Origin of the sequence: Streptomyces sp. NPDC052036 (assembly GCF_040680495.1) — a bacterium.
Taxonomy (GTDB): Bacteria; Actinomycetota; Actinomycetes; order Streptomycetales; family Streptomycetaceae; genus Streptomyces.
Genome location: NZ_JBFAWW010000024.1, coordinates 19053 through 45590, shown reverse-complemented (window position 1 = coordinate 45590; position 26538 = coordinate 19053). Strand labels below are relative to the sequence as shown.

General features: G+C 71.5%; 20 protein-coding genes, 1 tRNA gene and 1 pseudogene. 7 read left to right on the top strand and 15 right to left on the bottom strand.

What is annotated here, in order from left to right; all coding sequences use genetic code 11:
• The first annotated feature begins 77 nt into the window (after positions 1-77).
• A pseudogene (locus AB0L95_RS28180) lies at positions 78-810 on the top strand (MBL fold metallo-hydrolase).
• A gap of 46 nt (positions 811-856) precedes the next feature.
• Positions 857-1666, top strand: a complete 810-nt coding sequence (locus tag AB0L95_RS28175; RefSeq protein WP_365166001.1) for a DUF3097 domain-containing protein — start codon at positions 857-859, stop codon at positions 1664-1666.
• A gap of 200 nt (positions 1667-1866) precedes the next feature.
• On the opposite strand, the gene hemW is transcribed toward AB0L95_RS28175, so the two are convergent.
• From hemW to lepA, 4 genes are all read right to left on the bottom strand, one after another.
• Positions 1867-3099, bottom strand: coding sequence for a radical SAM family heme chaperone HemW (gene hemW, locus AB0L95_RS28170; protein ID WP_365165999.1), 1233 nt, complete (start codon positions 3097-3099; stop codon positions 1867-1869).
• A 144-nt stretch (positions 3100-3243) separates the two neighbouring features.
• Entirely contained in the window at positions 3244-5184 is a 1941-nt protein-coding gene (locus AB0L95_RS28165; protein ID WP_365165996.1) for a SpoIIE family protein phosphatase, read from the bottom strand.
• Between the two features lie 260 nt (positions 5185-5444).
• Entirely contained in the window at positions 5445-7319 is a 1875-nt protein-coding gene (locus AB0L95_RS28160; protein WP_365165994.1) for an AMP-dependent synthetase/ligase, read from the bottom strand.
• 236 nt (positions 7320-7555) lie between these two features.
• Positions 7556-9424, bottom strand: a complete 1869-nt coding sequence (lepA, locus tag AB0L95_RS28155; protein ID WP_365165992.1) for a translation elongation factor 4 — start codon at positions 9422-9424, stop codon at positions 7556-7558.
• Positions 9425-9948: 524 nt separating this feature from the next.
• On the opposite strand from lepA, the gene rpsT reads away from it, so the two are divergent.
• On the top strand, positions 9949-10215 hold the full coding sequence (gene rpsT / locus AB0L95_RS28150; protein ID WP_365165990.1) for a 30S ribosomal protein S20: 267 nt from the start codon (positions 9949-9951) through the stop codon (positions 10213-10215).
• 249 nt (positions 10216-10464) lie between these two features.
• Here the strand turns inward: rpsT and holA are convergent, their stop codons facing one another.
• Complete coding sequence (gene holA, locus AB0L95_RS28145) at positions 10465-11454, bottom strand: DNA polymerase III subunit delta (RefSeq protein ID WP_365165988.1); 990 nt, start codon at positions 11452-11454, stop codon at positions 10465-10467.
• A 375-nt stretch (positions 11455-11829) separates the two neighbouring features.
• Here holA and AB0L95_RS28140 point away from each other — a divergent pair, with 375 nt between their 5' ends.
• Complete coding sequence (locus tag AB0L95_RS28140; protein ID WP_365165985.1) at positions 11830-12297, top strand: hypothetical protein; 468 nt, start codon at positions 11830-11832, stop codon at positions 12295-12297.
• Positions 12267-12644: a hypothetical protein gene (locus AB0L95_RS28135; protein WP_365165982.1), complete on the top strand. Its 378-nt coding sequence runs from the start codon at positions 12267-12269 to the stop codon at positions 12642-12644. Before AB0L95_RS28140 ends, AB0L95_RS28135 begins: the two co-directional genes overlap by 31 nt.
• On the opposite strand, the gene AB0L95_RS28130 is transcribed toward AB0L95_RS28135, so the two are convergent.
• The 7 genes from AB0L95_RS28130 to leuS all read right to left on the bottom strand — a co-directional run bounded on the left by AB0L95_RS28130 (position 12641) and on the right by leuS (position 22275).
• Positions 12641-12886: a hypothetical protein gene (locus AB0L95_RS28130; protein ID WP_365165979.1), complete on the bottom strand. Its 246-nt coding sequence runs from the start codon at positions 12884-12886 to the stop codon at positions 12641-12643. The two genes, AB0L95_RS28135 and AB0L95_RS28130, sit on opposite strands and share 4 nt — an antisense overlap.
• Before the next feature lie 115 nt (positions 12887-13001).
• The gene (locus AB0L95_RS28125) at positions 13002-13841 is read right to left on the bottom strand and encodes an arylamine N-acetyltransferase (RefSeq protein ID WP_365165977.1); all 840 of its coding nucleotides are present in this window, start codon (positions 13839-13841) and stop codon (positions 13002-13004) included.
• 4 nt (positions 13842-13845) lie between these two features.
• Complete coding sequence (locus AB0L95_RS28120) at positions 13846-16380, bottom strand: ComEC/Rec2 family competence protein (RefSeq protein ID WP_365165975.1); 2535 nt, start codon at positions 16378-16380, stop codon at positions 13846-13848.
• Positions 16377-17441, bottom strand: a complete 1065-nt coding sequence (locus AB0L95_RS28115) for a ComEA family DNA-binding protein (protein WP_365165972.1) — start codon at positions 17439-17441, stop codon at positions 16377-16379. Before AB0L95_RS28115 ends, AB0L95_RS28120 begins: the two co-directional genes overlap by 4 nt.
• Positions 17442-17547: 106 nt before the next feature.
• Entirely contained in the window at positions 17548-18393 is an 846-nt protein-coding gene (locus tag AB0L95_RS28110) for a DegV family protein (protein ID WP_365165970.1), read from the bottom strand.
• A gap of 72 nt (positions 18394-18465) precedes the next feature.
• Positions 18466-19197, bottom strand: coding sequence for a hypothetical protein (locus AB0L95_RS28105; protein ID WP_365165968.1), 732 nt, complete (start codon positions 19195-19197; stop codon positions 18466-18468).
• Between the two features lie 183 nt (positions 19198-19380).
• Positions 19381-22275, bottom strand: coding sequence for a leucine--tRNA ligase (gene leuS / locus AB0L95_RS28100; protein WP_365165965.1), 2895 nt, complete (start codon positions 22273-22275; stop codon positions 19381-19383).
• A gap of 469 nt (positions 22276-22744) precedes the next feature.
• Here leuS and AB0L95_RS28095 point away from each other — a divergent pair, with 469 nt between their 5' ends.
• Positions 22745-24070 (top strand): cytochrome b/b6 domain-containing protein, encoded by a 1326-nt coding sequence (locus AB0L95_RS28095; protein ID WP_365165963.1) that lies wholly within the window; start codon positions 22745-22747, stop codon positions 24068-24070.
• Positions 24071-25684 (top strand): NADH-ubiquinone oxidoreductase-F iron-sulfur binding region domain-containing protein, encoded by a 1614-nt coding sequence (locus tag AB0L95_RS28090; protein WP_365165960.1) that lies wholly within the window; start codon positions 24071-24073, stop codon positions 25682-25684.
• A 207-nt stretch (positions 25685-25891) separates the two neighbouring features.
• Here AB0L95_RS28090 and AB0L95_RS28085 read toward each other — a convergent pair.
• From AB0L95_RS28085 to AB0L95_RS28075, 3 genes are all read right to left on the bottom strand, one after another.
• A tRNA-Ala gene (locus AB0L95_RS28085) sits at positions 25892-25964 on the bottom strand.
• Positions 25965-26116: 152 nt separating this feature from the next.
• A complete protein-coding gene (locus AB0L95_RS28080) occupies positions 26117-26350 on the bottom strand; it encodes a hypothetical protein (protein WP_016643127.1) in 234 nt (77 codons plus the stop codon).
• Between the two features lie 3 nt (positions 26351-26353).
• A complete protein-coding gene (locus tag AB0L95_RS28075; protein WP_365165957.1) occupies positions 26354-26527 on the bottom strand; it encodes a hypothetical protein in 174 nt (57 codons plus the stop codon).
• Between the last annotated feature and the right edge of the window lie 11 nt (positions 26528-26538).

The window sequence follows — 26538 nt, the reverse complement described above, 5'->3', positions numbered from 1 at the left end:
ACCTGTGCCGTGCCGAGGTGTACCGACCTGTCCCGCCCTGTCCTGTCCGCCCGGGCGCCTGCGGATAGCGTCACCCCATGACAGTGTGGTGGGAAGAGGCCGGGTGGGAGGCGCTCGGCGCCCGGGCAGGGCGCACACGGCTGCCGGGATGGGACTGCACGGCGGGGCTGGTGGTCGGCGAGCACGGGGCCCTCATGATCGACGCCGGGTCGAGTCTCGGCGAGGGCGCGCGGCCGCACCGCGACACGGCGGCTGCTCGCGCAGCTCGGCGGGGACCTGCGTGTGACACATCTCGCGCTGACGCATCCCCACTTCGACCATGTCCTCGGGGCGGCGGCGTTCGCGGGCGCGGAGGTGTTCGGGGCGGTGGGCACGGACGCGGTGTTCGTCCGCGAGCGTGACGTGCTGGTCACGGACGCGGTGCGGCACGGTCTGGACGCGGCCGAGGCGGCCGAGGCCGGGGATGTGCTGGTGCGCCCGCACCAGCAGGTGTCGGGTGAACGCACGCTGGATCTGGGCGGGGTACAGGTGCTGCTGGCGCATCTGGGCCCGGCCCACACGGCCCACGACCTGGTGGTTCTCGTCCCCGGGGAGCGGGCGGTGGTGTTCTGCGGGGATCTTGTGGAGGAGTCCGGCGAGCCGCAGGCGGGCCCGGACGCGGCCCCCGCGCACTGGCCGGCGGCCCTGGACCGGCTGCTCGAACTGGGCGGCCGGGACGCGGTGTACGTGCCGGGGCACGGTGCCGTGGTGGACGCCGCGTTCGTCAGGGCGCAGCGCGACGGACTGGCGTCCCGTTTCGGCGTGTCGTGAGGTCTTCCTCAACCCCCGCGGCCGGGCTTCTCCTATCGTCATCCGAATGCGCCAGTACTCACCGGACCTGACCCCGCCGTGGAAGAAGCCCAAGCCTGTGCCGGAGGTCCCGGCGGACCCCGGTCTCGTGGTCGAGGAGCCGCGCACCGGTTTCTGCGGCGCGGTGATCCGCTGCGAGGCGGGCACGGTGACCCTGGAGGACCGCTTCGGCAAGCACCGGGTGTTCCCGCTGGAGCCGCGGGGGTTTCTGCTGGAGGGCCGGGTGGTGACCCTGGTGCGCCCGTCGAGCGCGCCGGTGCGTCCCACGCGCACGGCTTCGGGCTCGGTGGCCGTCCCGGGGGCGCGCGCGAGGGTGGCCCGCGCCGGCCGCATCTACGTGGAGGGCCGCCACGACGCCGAGCTGGTCGAGAAGGTGTGGGGCGACGACCTGCGCATCGAGGGCGTGGTGGTGGAGTACCTGGAGGGCGTGGACGACCTGCCGTCGATCGTGTCGTCCTTCGCACCGGGTCCGGACGCTCGGCTGGGTGTGCTCGTGGACCACTTGGTGCCCGGTACGAAGGAGTGGCGTATCGCCGAGTCGGTGACCAGCGAACACGCGCTGGTCGTCGGCCACCCGTACATCGACATCTGGGAGGCGGTGAAGCCGGCGGCACTGGGGATTCCCGGCTGGCCCCGGGTGCCACGCGGTCAGGACTGGAAGACGGGCGTGTGCCGGGCGCTGGGGTGGCCGGAGAACACGGGGGCGGCTTGGCAGGGGATCCTGTCGCGGGTGCGGTCCTACAAGGACCTTGAGCCGGAGTTGCTGGGGCGGGTGGAGGAGCTGATCGACTTCGTCACGGACAGCGGTGGGGCTTGACTCCGGGGAACGTCCCGAACTCGCCGTGCGACGCTGGTTTTGGAAGCGACCTCGACGACCATCGTGATCAGTGGCGACGGCAGCAGGCGGCCGGAGCGGGGCACGAGGTCACGCTCCAGGACCACCAAGTCCGGTACGGGCTCACTGGCTTCGTCGCGGACATCGACGTCCTGGGCCCGGAGGCGAGCCCACCGGAGTGATCAGTCGACCAGATCCCGCACCACCGCGTCCGCCAGCAGCCGCCCGCGCAGGGTGAGGACCCCCCGGCCCTCGTCGTACGGGCCCTTCTCCAGGAGCCCGTCCGTCAGTGCCCGGCGTGCGGCCGCGAGTCCCTCCTCCCGCAGCAGCGACAGCGGGACGCCCTCCCTCAGGCGCAGTTCCAGCAGGATGCGCTCCACCCGGCGGTCCTCCGCCGACAGGAGCTCCCGTCCGGCCCCCGGGGAGCGGCCCTCCGCCAGCGCCGCCGCGTACGCCCCCGGGTGCTTCACGTTCCACCAGCGCACGCCGCCCACATGGCTGTGCGCGCCGGGGCCCGCGCCCCACCAGTCGGCGCCGCGCCAGTACAGCTCGTTGTGCAGACAGCGGCCGGACTCCGACGTGGCCCAGTTGGAGACCTCGTACCAGTCGTAGCCCGCAGAGCCGAGCGCCTCGTCCGCGATCAGATAGCGGTCCGCGTGGACGTCGTCGTCCGTCATCGGTATCTCGCCCCGGCGGATGCGGCGGGCGAGCTGGGTGCCCTCCTCGACGATCAGCGCGTACGCCGAGACATGGTCGGGGCCCGCACCCAGCGCCGCGTCCAGGGAGGCCCGCCAGTCGTCGTCGCTCTCGCCCGGGGTGCCGTAGATCAGATCGAGGTTGACGTGCTCGAAGCCCGCCGTCCGTGCTTCGGCCACACAGGCCTCGGGGCGGCCCGGGGTGTGGGTGCGGTCCAGGATCTTCAGTACGTGGGGGCGGGCGCTCTGCATACCGAAGGAGATGCGGTTGAAGCCGCCCTCCCGGAGGGTTTCGAGATATGCCGGGTCGACCGACTCCGGGTTCGCCTCCGTCGTCACCTCGGCGTCCTCCGCGAGCCCGAACTCCTCACGGATCGCCCCGAGCATCCGTACGAGGTCCGACGCGTCCAGCAGCGTCGGCGTGCCGCCCCCGACGAAGACCGTGCGGACCTCGCGCGGGTCGTCGCCCAGTACCTTGCGGGACAGCCTGATCTCGTCGATCAGCGTCTGTGCGTAGTTGTCGCGGGACGCCAGCACCCCGCCCGTGCCGCGCAGCTCCGTCGCCGTGTACGTGTTGAAGTCGCAGTAGCCGCAGCGCGTCGCGCAGTACGGCACATGGAGGTAGAACCCGAGGGGGCGCTCGGCGGCTCCGGCGAGGGCGTGCGCGGGCAGTGCGCCGTCGTGGGGGACGGGCTCGCCGTCGGGGAGTGCGGAAGGCATGTCCTCCATTGTCCAGCACCGGGGACGTGACCGGTTTGGGGTGGCACGTCCCGGGTGGGGGCACGGCTCGGGTACGGCACGCCCTCGGGTGGGGCGCGCCTCGGGTGAGCCACGCGTTGGGTGGGGCGCCTTGGGTGGGGCGCGTCACTCCGCGCGCAGTACCAGCAGCGCCAGGTCGTCCTCCGGGGGCTTTCTCCCGAACTCGTGCACCAGGGTCCGGATCCGCTCCGCGATCAGCTCGGCGCTCAGCCCGGCGCAGCCGGCGAGCGCCGCCGCGAGCCCGTCCCCGTCGTCGAACTGGCGGGATCCGCTGCGCCGCTCGGTCACCCCGTCCGTGACGCACAGCAGCGTGTCGCCGGAGTACAGCTCGAACGTCTCGCACACATAGGTGACGTCCTCGACGACCCCGAGGAGGGTCTGCGGCTGGGCCACCACCCGTACGTCGCCGTCCGGGCCCAGCAGCAGCGGCAGCGGATGCCCGGCGGAGGCGAGCGTGCAGTGCACCCCGCCGTCGAAGGGGACCAGCTCGCCGTAGAGCAGGGAGAGGAAGCGCGCATGGGAGCCGCCGTCGGCGACCGGCACGGGGGCGCCCGCCGCCACCAGTGCCCGCGCCGCCGCGTCCGCCGTCTCCGTGGCGTCGTCGAGGAGGAGCTGGTTGAGTCGGTCCAGGACGTCGGGGACCGCATACCCCTCGCGGGCCAGCAGCCGCAGCCAGGGGCGGGCCAGCCCGATCACGACCGCCGCCTCCGGGCCCTTGCCCTGGACGTCGCCGAGCGCGAAGCACCACCGTCCGCGGCCGGCCGGGAAGAGGTCGTAGAAGTCGCCGCTGGGGCCGCCGCCCTTGTCGCACGGTTCGTACACGAGCGCGCTGCGCACCCCGGGGATCTCGGCGACGGCCCCGGGCAGCAGCCCCCGCTGCAGCACCCGGCTGATGGTGGCCTGGCGCGCGTACTGCCGGGCCGCCCCGATGGCGAGCGCCACCCGGCGGCTGAGGTCCTCGACGAGCCCGGTGACCTCGTCGGGGAAGCGCAGCAATCCCGTACGGCCGATGACCAGCGTGCCGAGCGGCCGGCCGCCGGCGATCAGCCGGTAGGCGAGCGCCGCCCCGGTCGCGCCGCGCGGGCCGAGCGCCTCCCCGGGCCAGGGAACGGGCACCGCCCGGGAACGCACCGACTCCGGCAGCCGCGGCGGGTCCTTCTCCAGCACCCGGCGCAGCTCCTCGATGCGGTTCTCGCTGCCGTGCCAGACCCGGGCCAGGCGCGGCCCGGTGGTGACCGCCGTCTCGGGCCCGTGCCAGCCGGTCGCCTCGTCCTCCAGCCACACCGCGCACCAGTCGGCGAGCCGCGGCACGAGGAGCTGCCCGGTGAGCGCGGCGACCAGATCCTCGTCGAGCTGTCCGGCGAGCAGGTCGGAGGCCTCGGCGAGGAAGGAAAGCGCGCCGCGGCCCCGCCAGTCCCGGTCGGGCACACCGCGGCCGGGCTCGGTGTAGGCGGCGGGTTCGGGCCCGAGGATCTCGGCCGTGCCGAGCTCGCCCGTCAGGACGTCCTCACCGGCGTAGACCTCGATCCCGTCCTCGGCGGCCTGGGCACCGTCGAGGGGCAGCTGTGCCCAGACGGTCTTGGTGGCGGTGCGGTAGGTGATCCCCCAGGCGGTGGCGAGCGCACCGACGAGGCGCAGACCGCGGCCGTACTCGGGTATGTCGTAGGTGTGCTCGGTGGCGTCGTCCCGTACCGGGCGCGAGGGGTGGTGGTCGGAGACCTCGACGAGGAGGCCGGGGGGTTCGTCCTCCGTCTCGTGGAGGCGGCAGGCGATGTCGATGTCGGTGCCCGCGTGCACGACCGCGTTGGTGACCAGTTCGCTGACCACGACCAGGGCGTCGTCGGCCAGCCGCTCGGTGAAGGTGTCGGGCTCGGCCGCCTCGGCCCACGCACAGAGGGCGGCGCGCAGAAAACGGCGGGCGGCGCCCGGCGCGAGCGGGCCGCCCGGCAGCCTCGTACGCACCACCGTGTGCAGCGACGCGCCCTCGTGCGCGAGCATGTCAGAGGCACGGGAGATGGTCTCCCGTTGCGTGGGAATGGCCCCCATGGACGGCTCCCCGAGCGGTTCCGGTGAACTCCGACGAATACGCCTCCGGCGATGCGGACAGAGTGACAGACCGGACCCGCTCATAAGCGCCGAGTTACCGAAGTGAGCCGCCAAGGGTGAGAACAGTGCTACGGATGTGCTCGAAGACGGTCGGATTCGAGCAACGGATCTACGTCCTCTGCCCGCGGTGACCTGGGTGGAATATGCCCCTCGGGGCCCCGGACCCGGCCCGACCGCGGGACGGGACCGGGAGTGGGCCCCTATGCCTCGCGCGTCCCCGCGTACATCTCGTCGATGAGGTGCTTGTACTCCCGCTCCACCACCGGACGCTTCAGCTTCAGGCTCGGTGTGATCTCACCGTGCTCCACGTCGAGGTCCCGCGGCAGCAGCCGGAACTTCTTGATGGTCTGCCACCGCTGGAGCCCGGCGTTGAGTTCCCGGACATAGCCGTCGACCATCTCGACCGTGGCGGGAGCGGCGACGATCTCGGCGTACGACCTGCCCCCCAGGCCGTTCTCCTTCGCCCAGTCGAGGATCGCGGGCTCGTCCAGGGCGATGAGCGCGGTGCAGAAGTTCCGGTCGGCGCCGTGCACCAGGATGTTGGAGACGTACGGGCACACCGCCTTGAACTGTCCCTCGACCTCGGCGGGCGCGATGTACTTGCCGCCGGAGGTCTTGATGAGGTCCTTCTTGCGGTCGGTGATGCGCAGATAGCCGTCGGGCGACAGCTCGCCGATGTCCCCGGTGTGGAACCAGCCGTCCGCCTCCAGCACCTCGGCGGTCTTGTCCGGCAGCCCGTGGTAGCCCTCCATGATGCCGGGACCGCGCAGCAGGATCTCGCCGTCGTCGGCGATACGCACCTCGGTGCCGGGCAGCGGCTTGCCGACCGTGCCCGTGCGGTACGCCTCGCCCGGATTCACGAACGAGGCCGCGGAGGACTCGGTGAGGCCGTAGCCCTCCAGGATGTGGATGCCGGCACCGGCGAAGAAGTAACCGATCTCGGGCGCGAGGGCGGCGGAGCCGGAGACACAGGCCCGCAGCCGGCCGCCGAACGCCTCGCGGATCTTGGCGTACACGAGCGTGTCGGCAACCTTGTGCTTGGCGGCGAGGGCGTAGGGCGCGGAGGCGGTGCCGGTGCGCCGGAAGTTGTCCTGGGTGACCTTGGCGTACTCGCGGGCGACCTCGACAGCCCACTGGAAGATCTTGTACTTGGCCGCCCCGCCCGCGCGGGCCTTGGCGGCGACGCCGTTGTACACCTTCTCGAAGATGCGGGGCACGGCCGCCATGTACGTCGGCTGCACCACCGGAAGGTTCTCGATGATCTTGTCGGCGCGGCCGTCGACCGCGGTGACGTGCCCGATCTCGATCTGCCCGGAGGTGAGCACCTTGCCGAAGACGTGGGCGAGCGGGAGCCACAGGTACTGCACGTCGTCGGCGCCGAGCAGTCCGGTCGCGGCGATGGCCTTGGCCATGTACGACCAGTTGTCGTGCGGCAGGCGCACGCCCTTGGGCCGGCCGGTGGTGCCGGAGGTGTAGATGACGGTGGCGAGCTGGTCCTTGGTGATCGCGCCGACCCGCTCCTTGATCAGCCCGGGGTGCTTCGCCAGATAGGCCGCGCCGCGGGTCTCCAGCTCGGCGAGAGTGAGGACCCAGTCCCCGGACTCGACGCCCGTCGGGTCGATGACGACGACATGGTGGAGCTCGGGCAGCTCGGAGCGCTTCTCGAGGGCCTTGGCGAGTTGGTCGGCGTTCTCCGCGACAAGGACCTTGCTCTCGGAGTCGGAGAGGATGAAGGCCGACTCGTCGGCGTTGGTCTGCGGATAGATGGTGGTCGTGGCCGCGCCCGCGCACATGATGCCGAGGTCGGCGAGAATCCACTCCAGACGGGTGGAGGAGGCGAGCGCGACCCGCTCCTCGGGCTGTACACCCAGCTCGATCAGCCCGGCGGCGATCGCGTGGACCCGCTCGGCGGCCTGCCCCCAGTTCAGCGACTTCCAGTCGTCGGGGCCCTGGCCGGCGGACGGGGGGACCGGATAGCGATAGGCCTCGGCATCCGGTGTGGCCGCCACACGCTCCAGGAAGAGGGCCGCGACAGAGGGCGGACGGTTCTCGATCAAAGTCTGTGTGTGGCTCACGACATCCTCCGGGCACCGCGTCGGTGCGGCTGGCTCATTCCTGCTGTTTCCACTCGCAGGCGTTGTTTAACTCGCGAGTAACCATCGAGCAGGGTTCAGGGTAGAGCCCGACCAGCCGGTTTGTAAGGGGCGCAGGTCACTCGCTTCGTTCGAGGAGCCGCCGAAGACAGACGCGAGGGCCCGCCGTACGACGTACGACGGGCCCTGTTCCATCCGGTTTGCACCACTGGTAGCGGCTATTTTTTGCCCTTTGCGGACCCTGCGCTGTCGTCGCTGGAGAGCACCGCGATGAAGGCCTCCTGGGGAACTTCCACGGAACCCACCATCTTCATCCGCTTCTTGCCCTCCTTCTGCTTCTCCAGCAGCTTCCGCTTACGGGAGATGTCACCGCCGTAGCACTTGGCGAGGACGTCCTTGCGGATGGCGCGGATGGTCTCGCGAGCGATCACCCGGGAGCCGACGGCGGCCTGCACCGGCACCTCGAAGTTCTGCCGCGGGATGAGCTCCTTCAGCTTGGCGACGAGCCGGACGCCGTACGCGTACGCCTGGTCCTTGTGGGTGATCGCCGAGAAGGCGTCGACCTTGTCGCCGTGCAGCAGGATGTCCACCTTGACCAGGGAGCTGTTCTGCTCGCCGGTGGGCTCGTAGTCCAGCGACGCGTACCCGCGGGTCTTGGACTTCAGCTGGTCGAAGAAGTCGAAGACGATCTCCGCGAGCGGGAGGGTGTAGCGGATCTCGACGCGGTCCTCGGACAGGTAGTCCATGCCGAGCAGCGTGCCGCGGCGGGTCTGGCAGAGCTCCATGATCGCGCCGATGAACTCGGTGGGCGCGAGGATCGTGGCCCGTACGACCGGCTCGTAGACCTCCGCGAGCTTGCCCTCGGGGAACTCGCTCGGGTTGGTGACGACGTGCTCTTCGCCGTCCTCCATGATCACGCGGTAGACCACGTTGGGCGCGGTGGCGATCAGGTCGAGCCCGAACTCGCGCTCCAGCCTCTCGCGGACCACATCGAGGTGCAGCAGGCCTAGGAAGCCGACACGGAAACCGAAGCCGAGGGCGGCGGAGGTCTCCGGCTCGTAGACGAGCGCGGCGTCGTTGAGCTGGAGCTTGTCGAGGGCCTCGCGCAGGTCGGGGTAGTCGGATCCGTCCAGCGGATACAGACCCGAGAAGACCATCGGCTTGGGGTCCTTGTATCCGCCGAGGGGCTCCACGGCGCCCTTCGCCTGGCTGGTGATGGTGTCACCGACCTTGGACTGGCGGACGTCCTTCACACCGGTGATCAGATAGCCCACCTCGCCGACCCCGAGCCCGTCGGCCGGGAGCATCTCGGGCGAGCTGACGCCGATCTCCAGCAGTTCGTGGGTCGCGCCGGTCGACATCATCTTGATGCGCTCGCGCCTGTTGAGCTGCCCGTCGACGACACGGACGTACGTGACCACACCGCGGTAGGAGTCGTAGACCGAGTCGAAGATCATCGCGCGGGCGGGCGCGTCCGCTACACCGACCGGCGCCGGGATCTGCTCGACGACCTTGTCGAGCAGCTGCTCGACACCCAGACCGGTCTTGGCGGAGACCTTCAGCACGTCGCCGGGCTCGCACCCGATCAGGTTCGCGAGCTCCTCGGCGAACTTCTCGGGCTGCGCGGCCGGCAGGTCGATCTTGTTCAGCACGGGGATGATCGTGAGCTCGTTCTCCATCGCCAGGTAGAGGTTGGCGAGGGTCTGGGCCTCGATGCCCTGGGCGGCGTCGACGAGGAGGACGGTCCCCTCGCAGGCGGCGAGCGACCGCGAGACCTCGTAGGTGAAGTCGACGTGCCCCGGGGTGTCGATCATGTTCAGGATATGCGTATGGCCCGGATCGTGGGTCGGGGCCCACGGCAGACGCACCGCCTGGGACTTGATCGTGATGCCGCGCTCGCGCTCGATGTCCATGCGGTCGAGGTACTGGGCGCGCATCTGCCGCTGCTCGACGACGCCGGTCAGCTGGAGCATCCGGTCGGCGAGCGTGGACTTGCCGTGGTCGATGTGCGCGATGATGCAGAAATTGCGGATCAGCGCCGGGTCGGTACGGCTCGGCTCGGGCACATGGCTAGGGATCGCGGGCACGCAGGGTCCTGATTCTTGAGGCGTCCGCAGTGTCTGCGGTCTCGGGTCGGATCGATACGTAGCTTCCATGGTCCCACGCGCGGGAGGCTGCGACCGGTGAGGGCCGTGCCGGGACCGGCCGTGGTGGACCGCACGGGGACACGCTCGGGGGTGCTGTGACCAGTTTGCTACCGGTTTGCGGTGCGCGGAGGTCGACCGGAGCGGCGCGCGCGGGGGCATATGCGGGGGCATATAGGGATACGTTGTGACCGGATTGCCGCCCGTTCGGGTTGTGGAGGGTGGTGAAGTGGCGCGCTCAAGGGCCGAGAGGGTCCGTCCGGAGGGCGAAGCGGCGCGCGCAGGGGGGCGAGCGGGCCGTCCGGAGGCCGGGGCGGCGCTCGGCAGACCGGTTTGGGTGAGGCGGAAGGCGGCTGGTAGCCTGGGTGGCTGTGTCTCATGCCCTCTCAGCGCGAGACACGTCTTCAAGAAATCACCGGCGCGCGGGGCGGTCCGTCTCGCGTGCCTGAACCTGTAAAGGCTCATTCGTGGCGAACATCAAGTCCCAGATCAAGCGGAACAAGACGAACGAGAAGGCGCGCCTGCGCAACAAGGCCGTCAAGTCCTCGCTTCGCACCGCGATCCGCAAGGCCCGTGAGGCTGCCGCCGCGGGTGACGTCGAGAAGGCCACCGAGTTCCAGCGCGCCGCCGCGCGTCAGCTCGACAAGGCCGTCTCGAAGGGCGTCATCCACAAGAACGCGGCTGCCAACAAGAAGTCGGCACTGGCTTCCAAGGTCGGTGCCCTCAAGGGCTGACACTTGATTTGACGCCGGAGGGAACCGAGCGGGCCCTCTCTCATCCGCTCCCACCCGGCACCCGGGTCCGTGCGCGGCCTGCGTTCGCCACGCGGGCACGGACCCACGAGTTTGACCGAAGGCCCCGCCTCCCGTCCTTCCCCAGGACGGACGGCGGGGCCTTCGGCATGCGCGCCACCGTACAAACACGGCGAACGAGCCCGGAGCGTCGGGCTACGCCCGGCGCGCGGCCGATACCCGGGCCTCGGGCTACGCCCGGCCCCTGGACCGGGCCGCCCTCGCGATCGTGACGACCGCCTTCTCCAAGGCGTACTCCGGATCGTCACCGCCGCCCTTGACGCCCGCATCGGCCTCGGCCACCGCCCGCAGCGCGACCGCCACCCCCTCCGGCGTCCACCCCCGCATCTGCTGCCGCACCCGGTCGATCTTCCACGGCGGCATGCCCAACTCCCGGGCGAGGTCCGCCGGACGCCCGCCACGGGCAGAGGACAGCTTGCCGATCGCACGCACCCCCTGCGCGAGCGCACTCGTGATCATCACCGGCGCCACCCCCGTGGCCAGCGACCATCGCAGCGCCTCCAGCGCCTCCGCGGCACGTCCCTCGACCGCCCGGTCCGCGACCGTGAAGCTCGACGCCTCGGCCCGTCCCGTGTAGTACCGCCCGACCACCGCCTCGTCGATCGTGCCCTCGACATCGGCGACGAGCTGGGACACCGCGGACGCCAGCTCCCGCAGATCGCTGCCGATCGCGTCGACCAGCGCCTGGCACGCCTCCGGCGTCGCCGAACGCCCCTGCGCGCGGAACTCCCCCCGTACGAACGCCAGCCGGTCCGCCGGCTTCGTCATCTTCGGGCAGGCCACCTCCCGCGCCCCCGCCTTGCGCGCGGCGTCGAGCAGACCCTTGCCCTTGGCTCCGCCCGCATGCAGCAGCACGAGGGTGATCTCCTCGGCGGGCGAGCCGAAGTACCCCTTCAGCTCCTTGATCGTGTCGGCCGACAGGTCCTGCGCGTTGCGCACGACCACGACCTTGCGCTCGGCGAAGAGCGACGGACTCGTCAGCTCGGCGAGCGTGCCGGGCTGCAACTGGTCCGAGGTCAGGTCCCGCACGTCCGTGTCGGCGTCGGCGGCCCGGGCGGCGGCCACCACCTCCTGCACGGCACGGTCGAGCAGAAGGTCCTCTTGGCCCACGGCAAGGGTGACGGGGGCGAGAGGGTCGTCATTCGCGGTCTTCTTGGCCATCACGGACAGCATCGCACGCGCCACTGACATCGCGGTCCCGGCACCGCCCCGCCCGCCCGGCCTCCGGGGCGGCGCCGCGATGGACGGCGCCCGTGCTGTTCGGAGCTCCAAGGCTCTTTTAGGCGGCACCGTCCTCCGTGGACGGCTCGGCGCGCGGGAAGCGGCGCAGGATGAGGTGAAGCGTGGCGAGTTGCTCGGCCGGGCGGAAGCCGGCGGTGGTGGCCGCGCTGGTGCAGAGCGAGCCGATCAGGGTCTGGATCCAGGTCGCGGTGGTATCGGTGTCCGTACCTCATCGGGTACGACCAGATCATCGGCCGTCCGTGGGAACTGCTGACGGGGCTGCTCCTGCTCGCCCCGCTCTACGGGGCACCCACTGTGCTGATCCGCGAGGTCACCCGCCGCACCGGCCGCGGCTGGCCCACGATCCTGCTGCTGAGTGCCGCCCTCGGGCTGGTGGAGGCCGGGCTGATCGACCAGAGCCTGTTCAACCCGCACGTCGTCGACGAGCCCTCCTGGCCCCGCGAGCGGGCAGCCACACTGCTACCGGTCCTGGGCATCAGCGCAGGACCACCCCTGACCTTCCTGGCTGGACATGTGATCTGGAGCTTCGCGGCACCGATCGCCGTGGTCGAGGCCTGCACGCCGCGCTGCGCCACGCGGCCGTGGCTCGGCCGGATCGGCATCGACATCGGCATCGGCATCGGCATCGTGGCCGTGCTCTACGGCCGCCGTGGGCGGCCGCGGTGCTCGCCGGGGCGCTGCTGCTGGTGCACCAGTTGCGTCCGCCGACCTGGCCGGGTGTGTTCGCGGACATGCTGGCGCCGGCACTGCTCGGCGGACTGATACTGGCGTACTCTGCTCGAGCCTCCTGGGGCCCTGCCCATGTACTGGCCATCAGCAGCGCGGCCCTGCTGGTCAACGTGGGACTCTCCTTCGCGGTCGAGCCGCTGGGCACTGTGTCTCCCGTGGCCAAGTACGGCGCCAACGCGGCGCTGCTGACGGGTGTGCTGGCCTTGCTCACCTGGGCCCGCCACCGCCAGTGCCGACACCGGAGCACCACGAGGACCGAGCGGGCACCTGGACCAGGACCGGCCGGCCGCCGCCCCATCTGGGGCCCCGGCCAACACCACCGGCAGCACCAAAGCACAACAACGCGTGCGCTGACGGCTGGCTGCGCGGGAGCGGCCTAAGGCTCCTCGCGCCAGCCGTCCCACTCGGCCGCGAAGGTGTCCAGCGCCTCCGGGGCGAGACGTTCGTCCTCGTCCCGCAGCACCACCAGCCACTGCGCGTCCTCGGCGTCGTCCTCACCGGCCAGCGCGTCCCGTACGATCCGCGGTTCCTCATCCAGGGCGAACCGCTCCCCGAGTGCCTCCGCTGCCTCTTCCGCCGCGTCGCGGTCGGGCAGCACCAGCACATGTCTCACATCGCTCACCCGGCCATTTTCCGCTACGAAAGGACACCGCCGACGCCGGGGTGCGCCCCCGGGAGCCAGACCGCCCCGCGCACGGAACGCGCCGTCGTCGTCACGTCCTGACGTCGTGGCCGGATCAGTCGTCCCGACCGCCCTGCCGCACCGTCGGCAGCCGCTCCAGGACGATCCCGAACCGCTCCCGGTACACCTCCAGCGCCTCCTCGTCGCTCGCCAGGTCCGACACCTCCTTCCGCCCGTCCGGAGCGGTCACCGTGAGACGGCGGTCGCTGAGCGTGATCCGTCCTCCGTCCTCGGTGACCCGTGAACACACCAGCGAGCGCACGAAGTGCGAGACCGGCGAGGTGGTGTGCCACCAGGCCCCGCTCACAAAGTCATCGAGCACCCGCGGGCGCATCTCCAGCCGGTACCGCGGCGTGCCGTCCCGCAGCACATCAAGGTCCGAGGACTCCGCCGAACCCCCGCCTCCTCGTACCCCCGCCGCGTCCGCCCCGGCCTCGATCACCCGGAACACACCGCCCGGATCCCGCTGCTCGCCCCGCGCCCCGAGCTCCAGCGGAAAGTGGCTGTGCGCCCCGAACCCGACGTCGGCCAGCCAGTCACCCCCGTCCACCGTCCGCACCCGCAACACCAGGTGGTCGTACGGCACCCCGAGCCGCCCCTTCTCCCCGTGGACCCGCCCCGCGAGCAGCGTGACGTCGAAGCCGAGTGCCACCAGCAACGCCGCGAACGCTCCGTTGAGTTCGTAGCAGAAGCCGCCTCGGCGAGCCCCGACGATCTTGTCGAACAGGCGCTTCTCCTCCAGCACGATCTCCTCGCTGAGATGAACCGACAGGTTCTCGAAGGGGACGGTCTGCAGATGACGGAGGTGCAGCTCACGCAGCACCTCGATGGTGGGCCATGCGGGACGGTCCGAGCCGATCCTGTCGAGATACGCGTCAACCTGTGCGGAATCCATGGCCTCAGTCTCTCGCGACGCTCAGCTCACCGCCCGCTCCGACGACCGCGATCGCGCCGTCCCGGTCCGTCCGTAGCACGAGCGCGCCCTCGTCCCGCAGGGCCGCGACCGTGCTCGATGCCGGATGGCCGTACGGGTTGTCCCTGCCGCAAGAGATCAACGCGAGGCGCGGCGCGATCCTCCGTATCAACTCGGGGGATTGGAAAGCCGACCCGTGGTGAGCGACCTTGAGCACGTCCACGGGCCCCAGTCCGGCGCCCTCGGGCGATCTCAACAGGGCCTCCTGCGCGGGAGGTTCGAGGTCGCCGAGCAGGAGCAGGGTCAGGCTCGCCGACCGTACGGACAGGACGACGCTCGCGTCGTTCGGACCGTCCGGCGAGGGGGCCGGGTCCGGCGGTGGCCACAGCACCCGCCAGTCGAGGGCGTTGACACGGCGGCGCTCCCCGGCCAGGGCCCGCGTCACCGGGATGTGCCGGGCCGCCGCCCGGGCGCGGACGAACGCCGCCTGTTCCGGCGGCTCCTCGAACCCGGTTGTCTCGATCGCCCCCACCGACCGGCCGCGCAGCACTCCCGGCAGCCCGGCCACATGGTCGGCGTGGAAGTGGGTCAGCACGAGCAGGGGGATGCGGGTGACTCCGAGTGCGCTCAGGCATCGGTCGACCAGCACCGGATCGGGACCGGTGTCCACGACCACCGCCGTGCCCCGGCCCGCCGCGAGCACAGTCGCGTCTCCCTGCCCCACGTCACACATCGCGAACCGCCAGCCCGGCGGCGGCCACCCGGTGATCACCCGGGTCAGCGGCGGCGGCCGCACCACCACGAGCAGCAGCACCGCGGCACAGATCCCGGCTGCCCAGGGGCGCCGCAGCAGCCGCCGGCCGACGAGGACGACGGCCCCCGTCACCACCGCCAGCAGCGCCGCTCCGGCCCAGCTGCCCGGCCAGTCCACCGCGCCGCCCGGCAGCGAGGCACCGGTGCGCGCGATGTCCGCGATCCATCCGGCGGGCCAACTCGCGCACCACGCGATTCCCTTGGCGGCCTGCATCGTCACCGGTGCCGCCGCCAGCGCGGCGAACCCCAGCACGGTGGCCGGGGCCACGGCGAACTCCGCGAGCAGATTGCACGGCACCGCGACCAGGCTCACCCGCGCCGACAGCACCACGACGACCGGCGCGCACAGCGCCTGCGCGGCGGCCGCGGCGGCCAGCGCCTCGGCCGGTCGCGGCGGCACACGCCGCCGCTGCACCGCCGCGCTCCAGCGCGGGGCGACGGTGAGCAGGGCACCGGTCGCCAGCACGGAGAGCAGAAATCCGTAGCTCCGGGCGAGCCAGGGCTCCCAGAGCACCAACAGCAGCACCGCCGCGGCCAGCGCGGGAATCAGGGATCTACGGCGCCCGGTCGCGAGGGCGAGCAGAGTGATCGCCCCGCAGGCCGCGGCCCGCAGCACACTCGGGTCCGGCCGACACACGACCACGAACCCGAGTGTGAGCACTCCGCCGAGCAGTGCCGTTCCCCGGAGCGGGATACCGAGCCGGGGCGCGAGCCCCCGGCGCTCCGCGCGCTGCGCCAGCCCGGCCGGGCCGACGATCAGGGCCAGCAGGATCGTGAAGTTGCCCCCGCTCACCGCGAGCAGATGCACGAGATCCGTCCGCTCGAAGGCGTCGTCCAGCTCGGGCGCGACCCGTGAGGTGTCTCCGACGACCAGTGCGGGCAGCAGCGCCCGCGCGTCCGGATCGAGCCCGTCGGTCGCCGTACGCAGCCCGGCCCGTAACCGTCCTGCCCACCGCTGCGCCGGGGACGGGCCGTTCACCACCTGGGGCGGTGCGTCTCGTAGGCGCACCACGGCGGCGACGCGCTCGCCTCCGGTCAGCGCGGGGGCCAACGCGGCGGTGACCCGCACCCGTGTGGAGGGCAGCAGAGCCAGCCACGGGGACCGCACGGCTCCCCCGGTCGCGTCCGCCGAACCGCGCCGGGCCGCACGGGTGTTCAGGTCGACGACCATCAGCACCGGCGTCCGGGTCAGCACCACCGTTCCGTCCGCCTTCGTCAGCCGCCGGACCTCTCCGTCGAGCAGCACGGCGATCGGCGTCGGGTGATCCCCCGTGAGCCTGGGCCTGGTGAGCCGTGGATCGGAGGTGACCTCGATGTCCGCGGTCACCTCGGCATGCCGACGCGCCAGCGCGGGAATCGGCCCCCGCCGCAGATCCGCCGCCTGCAACCCGGCGGAGGCCGCCGCTGCCGCGACGCAGAGCAGGGCTGCCGCCGCGGACACCGTCGACCGCGAGCCCCGGACCCGGCGGCGACCGACTCCGGCCTCGCCCCTGCGCACCACCACCAGCAGCAGCCCTCCGGCCGCGGCCAGGGCGACGACCACCACGACGGCGACCCGTCCGAACGGCGCGCCCAGGGCCCAGGCGGTCGCGGCCCAGGCTCCCGCCGCGGGCCCCGCCAGCCGCAGATCCACCGGCCCCTCCTGGCGGGGGTGTGCCTCCCCGAGCGAGCTGGGGGCCATGTCGCGCAGGTTCTGCGGCGGGCTCATGGCCGGACGAGATTCCGTAGGTCGGCGAAGCGGCGCTCGCCGATGCCGTTGACCTCGCGGAGTTCGTCGACCGAGCGGAATCCGCCGTGCTGGGAGCGGTAGTCGATGATGTGCTGGGCCAGCACGGGTCCCACCCCGGGCAGCGTGTCGAGCTGGTCCACGGTCGCCGTGCCGAGGGAAACCGGACCGGCGGGTGCCGTACCGGCCGAGGAGCGGCCGGTGGCCGCAGCCGCCGGGTCCGGACCCGGCGCGGGTGCGGGGCCGCCCACCACGATCTGCTCGCCGTCCACCAGCAGCCGGGCCCGGTTGAGGCCGTCGGTGTCCGTGCCCGGGCGCACCCCGCCCGCCGCCCGCAGGGCGTCCGCGACCCGGGACCCGGCCGGGAGCCTCAGCAGTCCGGGCCTGCGCACCTTGCCGGCGACATCCACGACGACCACCGCACCCGGCGGCCCGGTCCCGCCCGCAGGCCGGGGGCCCGGCGTTGCCACGGGCTCCGCGGACCGCTTGGCTGCGCGTGCGTCCGGGGCTCCGTACGGCGCCGCCGCCCGTACCACCTCCGGTGCGGGCACCTGCTGCGTCCGGCCGGACCAGAAGTGCTGCGCTGCGAAGACCACGGCCACCACGAGCAACACCCCCAGCGCGGCCACGCTCCTGCGTTCCAGACCGCACCTCGACTGCAGCCACAGGGGCATCCGCTCCCGCAGAGCGGGACCCAACCGCTCCCGCCACGCCATGCCCGTCCCCAGGGGCTCGGGGGCGGCAGGGACGGCAGGGGCGTCGGCCGCCGGGAGGGCCAGGCCGCCGGCCGCCGGGAAGACTTCCGGTTTCTCCGCCGGATCCATCCCCGGCGGGCCGTTCCCCCCTGTTCGCCCGTCCGTCGGTGCCGGGGCGAAGAGTGCCTCCGCGCGCAGGCGCAGTGTGTCGGCCGAGGGGGTCCTGTGATGCCGCCGCGGACCTACCCGCGCGGGTTGCGGGCGATGGCGGGTGCGGCTGTCGGAGCCGGGGCCGCGGCCCGGACCGCTGGTGGGGACAACCGTGCGTGAACGTGATCGAAGTGCCATACGGCGAGGATCGGCCAGACCGCCGACCTCGCGATGATCTTGGTCAATTCCCGGGGACTACTTGCCAGTTGTGGATAACTCCGTCACCCACGCGAGGGAGGGGCAGTCACCGCGGCGACACCACGACCCCGAGCAGTCCGGGCCCCGTGTGCGCCCCGATCACCGCGCCGACCTCGCTCACATGCAGATCGCCCAGACCGGGCACCCGTGCGCCCAGGCGGTCCGCGAGGGCCGACGCCCGCTCGGGGGCGGCGAGATGGTGGACCGCGATGTCGACCTGCCCGCTGCCCGCGCGCTCCGCCACGATCTCCTCCAGGCGGGCGATCGCCTTGGACGCCGTGCGCACCTTCTCCAGCAGCTCGATACGTCCGCTGTTCAGCTGCAGCAGCGGCTTCACCGCGAGCGCCGAGCCCAGCAGCGCCTGTGCGGCCCCGATCCGGCCGCCCCGCCGGAGATAGTCCAGCGTGTCGACGTAGAAGTAGGCGGAAGTGTCCGCGGCCCGCTTCTGCGCGGCGGTGACCGCCTCGTCGACCGTGCCCCCCGCCTCCGCGATCTCCGCGGCGGCCAACGCGCAGAAGCCGAGGGCCATCGCGACCATCCCGGTGTCCACCACCCGTACCGGCACCGGGGCATTGCGCCCGGCCAGCACGGCGGCGTCGTACGTTCCCGAGAGCTCGGAGGACAGGTGCAGCGAGACGATGTCGGTCGCGCCCGCCTCGGCGACCTTGCGGTAGGTCTCGGCGAACGTCTCGGGGCTGGGCCGTGACGTGGTGACGGGCCGTCGCTTCTGCAGGGCCTGGGCCAGGGAGCGGGCCGAGATCTCGGTCCCCTCTTCGAGCGCCCGGTCACCCAGGACCACCGTGAGCGGCACCGCGGTGATGCCGTGGCGCTCGATCGTCCGCGGCGGCAGATAGGCCGTTGAATCGGTGACGACAGCGACATGGCGGGACATGTGCTGGAGGTTACCTGCCGGAACGCGCGGGGGGCAGTCCGGCCCCTCCGACCTGGTCGTACCTTGGCGGAATCATGTGGTGCTCTCGGGCCGGGGCTTTCTCTGCCAGGGGTGTACGGGCCGTTGTCCGGGCGGGGTGAGCGAGGGGCGGGACGGCCCGTGCGTCGCACGGGACTCGGGTGTCTCCGGCCAGGTCTGCGGGCCGGCGGCCTCGGGCGCCTGTGCCTGTGGCCAGGGGGTGGCGGACGACGCCGGCCGCTCCTTGGTCCAGTGGCGCAACGCGCCCGCCTCCACGTCGATCTGCGCGCTCAGGGTGTCCAGGTCGTCGTCCGCGAACCGGCGCGCCCGGTCGTGTGCCGCCCAGCGCAGCGCGTCCGCGGACCGTGTGATCCGCTCCGTGCGCTCGCGCAGGTCGGGCAGCCGCGAGGCGAGCGTGCCCCGGTCCGGCTCGGTCTCCAGGCGGCGCAGCTCGGCGTCCAGTTCGCGTCCGTGCACGCTGAGGCGCTCGAAGAGGCCCAGCGACTCCTTCAGCGACTCGTCCTCGGTCACCCCCGCGTCCAGCGCGTCCTGGGTGGCCCGCATCGATGTGCGCAGTGTCAGGCGGAGCTGCGCGAGCTCACCTGCCGGACCCGGCTGGGCGAGGGTTCTGGCACGCAGGGTGGTGTCCTCGACCGTGCGCCGGGCCTGGGCGATCGTGCGGTCCACGCCGCGTTTGGCGGCGCCGACCGCCTTCACCGTCGCATACACCCCGAGCGCGACGCACAGGACGAACAGGAGCGCGATGACGGTCAGCACGGTTTCCACGACGCTCCTCCTCCGGCCGGCCATGACGGTGGCTGCACCGCTCTCCACGGTAAACGCAGCAGGCAGGTCCGGGGTTCCGTCAGAACCCCGAACCTGCCCTTAGGGAACTACCCCGACACCGCGGCCGGGACCGGCACCCCGGCCGTGACGGTGACCGTCGTGGACCGGGCCGGCCGCCGGCGGTTACGCCGTGACGATGTTCACCAGCTTCGGCGCGCGCACGATCACCTTGCGAATCCCGGCACCGCCCAGCGCGGCGACCACCTTCTCATCGGCCAGCGCCACCTTCTCCAGCTCCTCGTCGGAGATCGAGGGGGGCACCTCCAGGCGCGCCTTGACCTTGCCCTTGACCTGGACCACGCAGGTCACGGTCTCGTCCACGACATACGCCGGGTCGGCGACCGGCAGGTCCCGGTGGACGACCGAGTCGGTGTGGCCCAGCCGGCGCCACAGCTCCTCGGCGATGTGCGGGGCCAGCGGCGCGATCAGCAGCACCACGGCCTCGGCGACCGGACGCGGCAGCGCCACGCCCGCCTTGGTCAGGTGGTTGTTCAGCTCGGTGATCTTGGCGATGGCGGTGTTGAACCGCAGCCCCTCCAGGTCCTGGCGCACGCCGTCGACCGCCTTGTGCAGCGCGCGCAGGGTGTCCGCGTCGATGTCGGCGTCCTCGGCGTCGACGACGGTGACCTCGCCGGTCGTCTCGTCGATCACGTTGCGCCACAGCCGCTGCAGCAGCCGGAACTGGCCCACCACCGCGCGCGTGTCCCACGGCCGCGACACGTCCAGCGGACCCATCGCCATCTCGTACAGGCGCAGCGTGTCGGCCCCGTACTCGGCGGCGATCTCGTCCGGAGTGACCGCGTTCTTCAGGGACTTGCCCATCTTGCCCAGCAGCCGGGTGACCTTCTCGCCCTGGTAGTAGTACGCGCCGTCGCGCTCCTCCACCTCGGCGGCCGGCACCGCGATGCCACGGCTGTCGCGGTAGACGTAGGCCTGGATCATGCCCTGGTTGAACAGCTTGTGGAACGGCTCGGGCGACGAGATGTGGCCCAGGTCGAACAGGACCTTGGACCAGAAGCGCGCGTACAGCAGGTGCAGCACGGCGTGCTCGGCGCCGCCGACGTACAGGTCGACACCGCCGTGCGGCATGCCCTCGCGCGGACCCATCCAGTAGCGCTCGATCTCCGGGTCGACCAGCTTCTCGCTGTTGTGCGGGTCCAGGTAGCGCAGCTCGTACCAGCAGGAACCGGCCCAGTTGGGCATGGTGTTGGTCTCGCGGCGGTACTTCTTCGGCCCGTCGCCCAGGTCCAGGGTGACGTTGACCCATTCCTCGTTGCGCGACAGCGGGGTCTCCGGCTGTGTGTCGGCGTCGTCCGGGTCGAAGGTGCGCGGCGAGTAGTCCTCGACCTCGGGCAGCTCCAGCGGCAGCATCGACTCGGGCAGCGCGTGGGCGACGCCGTCCTCGTCGTAGACGATCGGGAAGGGCTCGCCCCAGTAGCGCTGGCGGCTGAACAGCCAGTCACGCAGACGGAAGTTGACGGTGCCCTGGCCGATGCCCTTGCGCTCCAGCCACTCGGTGATGCGCGCCTTGGCGTCGGTGACGCTCAGGCCGTCCAGCCTGATGTCGTCGTTGGAGGAGTTGATGATCTTCGCGTCGTACGACCCGAAGGCGTCCTCCCACGTCGAGGTGTCGGTGCCCCGGCCGTCGGTCGGCTCGACGATGCAGTGGATCGGCAGCTCGAAGGCGCGGGCGAACTCGAAGTCGCGCTGGTCGCCCGCCGGGACGGCCATGATCGCGCCGGTGCCGTAGCCCATCAGGACGTAGTCGGCGATGAAGACGGGGACGCGGTCGCCGTTGACCGGGTTGGTCGCGTACGCGCCTGTGAAGACGCCGGTCTTCTCCTTGGCCTCGGCCTGCCGCTCCACGTCGGACTTGGCCCCGGCCTGCGAGCGGTACGCGGCGACGGCCTCGGCCGGGGTCGCGTGCCCGCCGGTCCACACCTCGTGCGTGCCTTCGGGCCAGGCGGCCGGGGTGAACTTGTCGACCAGCGGGTGCTCGGGGGCCAGCACCATGTAGGTGGCGCCGAACAGGGTGTCCGGGCGCGTGGTGAAGACCGTGATGTGCTCGCCGTCGATCGGGAAGTCGACGCGGGCGCCCTCGGAGCGGCCGATCCAGTTGCGCTGCTGCAGCTTGATGGCCTCGGGCCAGTCCAGCCCGTCCAGGTCGTCCAGCAGCCGGTCGGCGTAGGCGGTGATGCGCATGTTCCACTGGCGCAGCTTGGCCTTGAAGACCGGGTAGTTGCCGCGCTCGGAGCGGCCCTCGGCGGTGACCTCCTCGTTCGCCAGGACCGTGCCCAGGCCGGGGCACCAGTTGACGGGGGCGTCGGAGGCGTAGGCCAGGCGGTACTCGCTCAGGATGTCGGCGCGCTCGGCGGCGGTCAGCTCGTTCCACGCGCGCCCGTGGTCACCGGGTACCGCGCGCTCGCCGGACTCGAACTGGGCGATCAGCTCGGAGACGGGGCGGGCCTTGCGGGCCTCCTCGTCGTACCAGGAGTTGAAGATCTGCAGGAAGATCCACTGGGTCCACCGGTAGTAGTCCGGGTCGATCGTGGCGAACGACCGGCGCTTGTCGTGGCCCAGGCCCAGCCGGCGCAGCTGCGCCTTCATGTTCTCGATGTTGGCCTCGGTGGACACGCGCGGGTGCGTGCCGGTCTGCACGGCGTACTGCTCGGCGGGCAGGCCGAAGGCGTCGAAGCCCAGGGTGTGCAGGACGTTGTGGCCGGTCATGCGCTGGAACCGGGCGAAGACATCGGTGGCGATGTAGCCCAGGGGATGACCGACGTGCAGGCCCGCACCGGAGGGGTACGGGAACATGTCCATGATGAACTTCTTGGGCCTGGCGACCAGCTCCGGGTCGCCGGCCAGGTCACCCTTGGGGTTCGGCGCCTCGTAGGTGCCCTCGGCGTCCCAGAAGTCCTGCCAGCGTGCCTCGATCTCGGCCGCCATGGCGGCCGTGTAGCGGTGCGGCGCGGCCTCCGCCGACGCGGCGGCGGGGGCAGCGGGGTTCGTCTCGCTCATGGTCCTCAAAGCTCCATCGATCGTCTCTGCCAGCGGCTGTGTCCAAGAAACGAAAAATCCCCTCGCACAGGAGGGGACGCCGCGCCGATGCCGACCATCCGATGCACCGGTGGTCGGGACTGATCAGCGCGGCCCGCTAAGCAGAAGGCGTACGGCACGCATGGCGCCAGGGTACCCCAGGGCCGTAGCGCACCGCGACGGGCTTGGGACGGCACGCCCGGATGCAAAGGCGACTGAACCCAACGGGAGGCGGAACCGTACTCAGTCACCGACGGTCAGGTTGTGAAGGTCCCGAAAAGCTGAACAAAGTTCAACTGTTACTTCGCGTAACAGTAGCTACTCGGACATCGCCACCGCCCCGTCGCCCTTTGATAACAACGCAATAACTCAAACCTCGTACTGCTCGGTTTGGAGCCCCTTAGAGTGCGGCAGCGGGACCGCCTTCCCGAAACTGTTCGGAGTTGCCCCCATGAACCCTCCACGTAGTAACAGCTCGCTACCCAAGCCGGGCCGCTCGGCCTACGGCGTGGCGTCGGCTGTGGTCCTGCTGCTCATACCCGTCGTCGTGCTCGCGGGCGGAAACGCAGTCCGGGACTTCCTCAACTTCGGAGCGGGCGTTCTCGCGCTCGTCTCCCTCAGCTGCTCCGTGATCTGGGGACTCGTCGCCCAGGACCGGATCTTCCTCAACATCCGCCAGCGCATCGTGGCGCAGGCCGTGCACCGGACCACCGCGGTGGCCTCGATCGCGTTCCTCCTGGTGCACATCACAGTCAAGCTGGCACTCGACCACACCGTGCTGATCGCCGCACTGATCCCCTTCAGCACGGGCATCAGCGGCACGGGCGGGCTCATCGGCCTCGGCTCCCTGGCCGGACTGCTCATGATCTTCGTCGGCGTCACCGGCGCCCTGCGCAGCAACTTCGCCACCCCGGCGCCGGTCGCCGCGCGCTGGCGGGCGATGCACATGCTGGCCTATCCGTCCTGGTGCGCCGCGCTGGTCCACGGCCTGTTCGCGGGGCGTGCGGCGAAGCCGTTCTTCATGGTGTCGTACGAACTGTGCCTGCTCGGCGTCATGGCGGCACTGGGCCTGCGTGCGGCCCCGCGCACGTTCAAGCGCAGGGTCGCCGACCAGATCTTCGCCATCATCGGGACCGACAACCGGTACGGACGGGACGAGCTGGACGCCAGCCGCGCCCGCAACGCGGAGGCAGCGGCCGCTCTGGCGGGCTTCGGAGCGCGCTCCGCGGGCCGTGGCGGCGGCAGTGAGGGACTGATCCCTCCGCAGCCCTCCGCACCCCGCTACGACGCGCCCCTCTACGACGCCCCTCCTGCCCGCACCTACGACGCCCCTCCTGCCCGCACCATGACCCCGGAGCCGGGCAACGGCTTCGCGGCGGCCTACCGGGCCATGTCGGGCACCCCGACCGCACAGGGCCCGATGACCCCCGACGCGACCCAGCGCATCGACATGCAGGTCACCGAGGCGATGCCCCGGGTCGACGGAGCGAGCAGCACCTCCGGCAGCTGGCCGATCCCCTCCCCGCCACCCGTCGGCGAGGCGCCGCCCTCCGCGTACGACCCGCTCCAGGACACCGGCTACAACATCCCGACCTACGGCAATTCGGGATACAACGGGTACGGCGCGAGTGAGATGTACGACACGGGTGAGACGAACGCCGCCCATGGCACGTACAACTCGAACAACACGTACAACAGCGGTCCCGCGACGGAAACGCTCCCCGGTTCCACGCCGGGGACCGGCGAACCCTGGAACGCGCCTTCCGGAGGTTTTTAAGTGAACGAGGCCCTGCCCGACGTCCCGGAAGTCCGCGTGGTCGGACTTCCGCAGCTCACGTCGGGCTTTGACCTTGTCGAGAGACTCGACCTTCCGATGCACCTCAAGGTGCACGGCCCGCTCGAACCGGTGGGCGGCGAACAGCTCGCACAACTGGCCGAGCAGATCTCCCTGAAGGGGCGCGGCGGCGCCGGTTTCCCCTTCCACAAGAAGCTGCGCTCGGTCGCCGAGTCGGCCATCCGGCGGGGCATCAGGCCCGTGGTGGTCGTCAACGGAAGCGAGGACGAGCCGGCCTGCCGCAAGGACACGGTGCTGATCAACCGTGCCCCGCACCTCATCCTGGACGGCGCGCTGCTGGTCGCCGAGGCCCTCGGCGCCCGGCAGCTCGTGGTCGGCGTGACCCGGGCCTCCACCGAACGCTCGATGGAGCAGGCGCTGGCCGAGCGGGGCCTCAGCGACCGCCGCGGCGCGCCGATACGCGCGCGCGTGCAGCGCAACCCGGTGCGCATGGTCACCGGTGCCGCCGCGTCGCTGGTCCGCTCCATCGACGGCGGGCCGGCCATCCCGCCCGGCCGCAAGACCAGCGCCTCCCAGAGCGGTGTGGGCGGCGCACCCACCCTGCTGTCGAACGCCGAGACCTTCGCCCAGCTGGCGATCGCCGCGCGGATCGGTGCGGAGCGCTACTGCAACACCGGCCTGTACGACGAACCGGGCACCGTGATGCTCACCGTCTCGGGCGCCGTCAACCGCCCCATGGTGGTCGAGGTCCCCACCGGCGTCCCGCTGCGCTACGTGCTCCAGCTGGCCGGCGCCCCGCCGGTCCCGCAGGGCGTGCTGACCGGTGGCTACCACGGCAAGTGGATCGACGCGGCGACCGTCAACGAGGCGATCATCTCGCGCAACAACCTGGACGCCGTCGGCGGCGCGCTCGGCGCCGGCGCGATCCTGCCCATCAGCCAGGACACCTGTCCGCTCGGCGAATCGCTACAGGTGGCCAAGTGGCTGGCCGAGGAGAGCGCGGGCCAGTGCGGCCCCTGCTACCTCGGACTGCCCGCCGCGGCGCGCGGTATGGAGGACATCCTCAACGGCGGCGGTCCGGCCGCCCTGGAGGCCCTCAAGCAGGTCGCCAAGGCCGTGAAGAGACGTGGTGCCTGTTCGCACCCCGACGGCTCGGCGATGTTCCTGGAATCGACCATCAAGGCCTTCACGGACGACCTCGCGGCGCATGTCCTCGGCAACGGCTGCGGCAGGCCCGTGGAGGGCGTGCTGCCGCTCTTCGAGGGCGGCCGGGCCCCCACGGGTATCCCAGGCGGCGGCCAGGCCGAGCCCGAGGCGGGCGCCAGCCGGCAGAAGATCTACGTCGACTGGACGCTGTGCCGCGGCCACGGCCTGTGCGCGGACATCCTCCCGGAGGTCTTCGAACTGGGAGCCGACGGCTTCCCGACGGTCGCCCAGGCGTCGGTGCCGCTGTACGCGGAGGCCAAGGCGCTGCGGGCGGTGCGCCGCTGTCCCGCGCTCGCGCTGCGCATCGAGGAGGACACCCGGTCGGCGCCGTCCCGCAACAACCTCCCGGTGCTGTCGCAGGGCCGCGGACGCCGGGCCCTCGGCCGCTGAGGCCGACGCGGCCGCGTACGACCGCGTACGACCGCGTACGACCGCGTACGACCGCGAAGACACTGACGGCGGGCCACCCCTCTCAGGGGCGGCCCGCCGTCGGCGTTCCACGGGCTCCCAGGGCGAAGGCGGCGCTTCCGACGAGGCCGGTGGCGGTCCATACGACGAAGGCGGCCCATCCTGAGGATGGACCGCCTTCAACTCCTGTGGAGCTAAGGAGAATTGAACTCCTGACCTCCTGCATGCCATGCAGGCGCTCTACCAACTGAGCTATAGCCCCTCGTGGCCACCCGGCGGAACCGGGTCTTCACCGTGCCGCCCGGTCTCCCTGGCGGCGACGCCAACATTACACGGTCCACCGGGTGGAACACCAAATCGTTTCCGTGGGGCGCGCGAACGCGGGCCGGCGGCCGTTGCCGGGCGCGCCCCGGGTCAAGCCGTGGCGAACGAGTAGAACCGTTTGAGCGTGCAGTGCTCGTCGAGGAGGCGGCCGTAGATCGGCTCGCCCTCCAGCTCCCGATAGGTCTCGATCGGGTCGCCTTTTATGATCAGCGCCCGCGCGCATTCCTCACACCAGTACTGGTAGTCCGGGTTGACCGGCTCCATGTCCCGGACAATCGGTGTGCCGCTGCCACACCAGTCGCACTTCCGCCTGTGTGCACCCATCGATCAGCTCCAGCTGTGGCCGCAGGCCGTGCACACGTACGAGATGCCACCGTTGTCGCCGAGGACCTGGGCGACATGGGCCGAGCCGCAGTAAGGGCAGTCGAGGAGGGTCGCATTCCGACGTGTCACCGCCACTGCGGGGAGATCGTGGACCTCCCCGCGGATGCTCGCAGGCATCGCTACTCCCT

Coding starts and splice junctions, on each gene's coding strand:
- AB0L95_RS28175 (WP_365166001.1), top strand. CDS start 857: ATGCGCCAGTACTCACCGGACCTGACCCCGCCGTGGAAGAAGCCCAAG.
- hemW (WP_365165999.1), bottom strand. CDS start 3,099: ATGCCTTCCGCACTCCCCGACGGCGAGCCCGTCCCCCACGACGGCGCA.
- AB0L95_RS28165 (WP_365165996.1), bottom strand. CDS start 5,184: ATGGGGGCCATTCCCACGCAACGGGAGACCATCTCCCGTGCCTCTGAC.
- holA (WP_365165988.1), bottom strand. CDS start 11,454: ATGGCCAAGAAGACCGCGAATGACGACCCTCTCGCCCCCGTCACCCTT.
- AB0L95_RS28135 (WP_365165982.1), top strand. CDS start 12,267: ATGCTGGCGCCGGCACTGCTCGGCGGACTGATACTGGCGTACTCTGCT.
- AB0L95_RS28125 (WP_365165977.1), bottom strand. CDS start 13,841: ATGGATTCCGCACAGGTTGACGCGTATCTCGACAGGATCGGCTCGGAC.
- AB0L95_RS28120 (WP_365165975.1), bottom strand. CDS start 16,380: ATGAGCCCGCCGCAGAACCTGCGCGACATGGCCCCCAGCTCGCTCGGG.
- AB0L95_RS28115 (WP_365165972.1), bottom strand. CDS start 17,441: ATGGCACTTCGATCACGTTCACGCACGGTTGTCCCCACCAGCGGTCCG.
- AB0L95_RS28110 (WP_365165970.1), bottom strand. CDS start 18,393: ATGTCCCGCCATGTCGCTGTCGTCACCGATTCAACGGCCTATCTGCCG.
- leuS (WP_365165965.1), bottom strand. CDS start 22,275: ATGAGCGAGACGAACCCCGCTGCCCCCGCCGCCGCGTCGGCGGAGGCC.
- AB0L95_RS28095 (WP_365165963.1), top strand. CDS start 22,745: ATGAACCCTCCACGTAGTAACAGCTCGCTACCCAAGCCGGGCCGCTCG.
- AB0L95_RS28080 (WP_016643127.1), bottom strand. CDS start 26,350: ATGGGTGCACACAGGCGGAAGTGCGACTGGTGTGGCAGCGGCACACCG.
- AB0L95_RS28075 (WP_365165957.1), bottom strand. CDS start 26,527: ATGCCTGCGAGCATCCGCGGGGAGGTCCACGATCTCCCCGCAGTGGCG.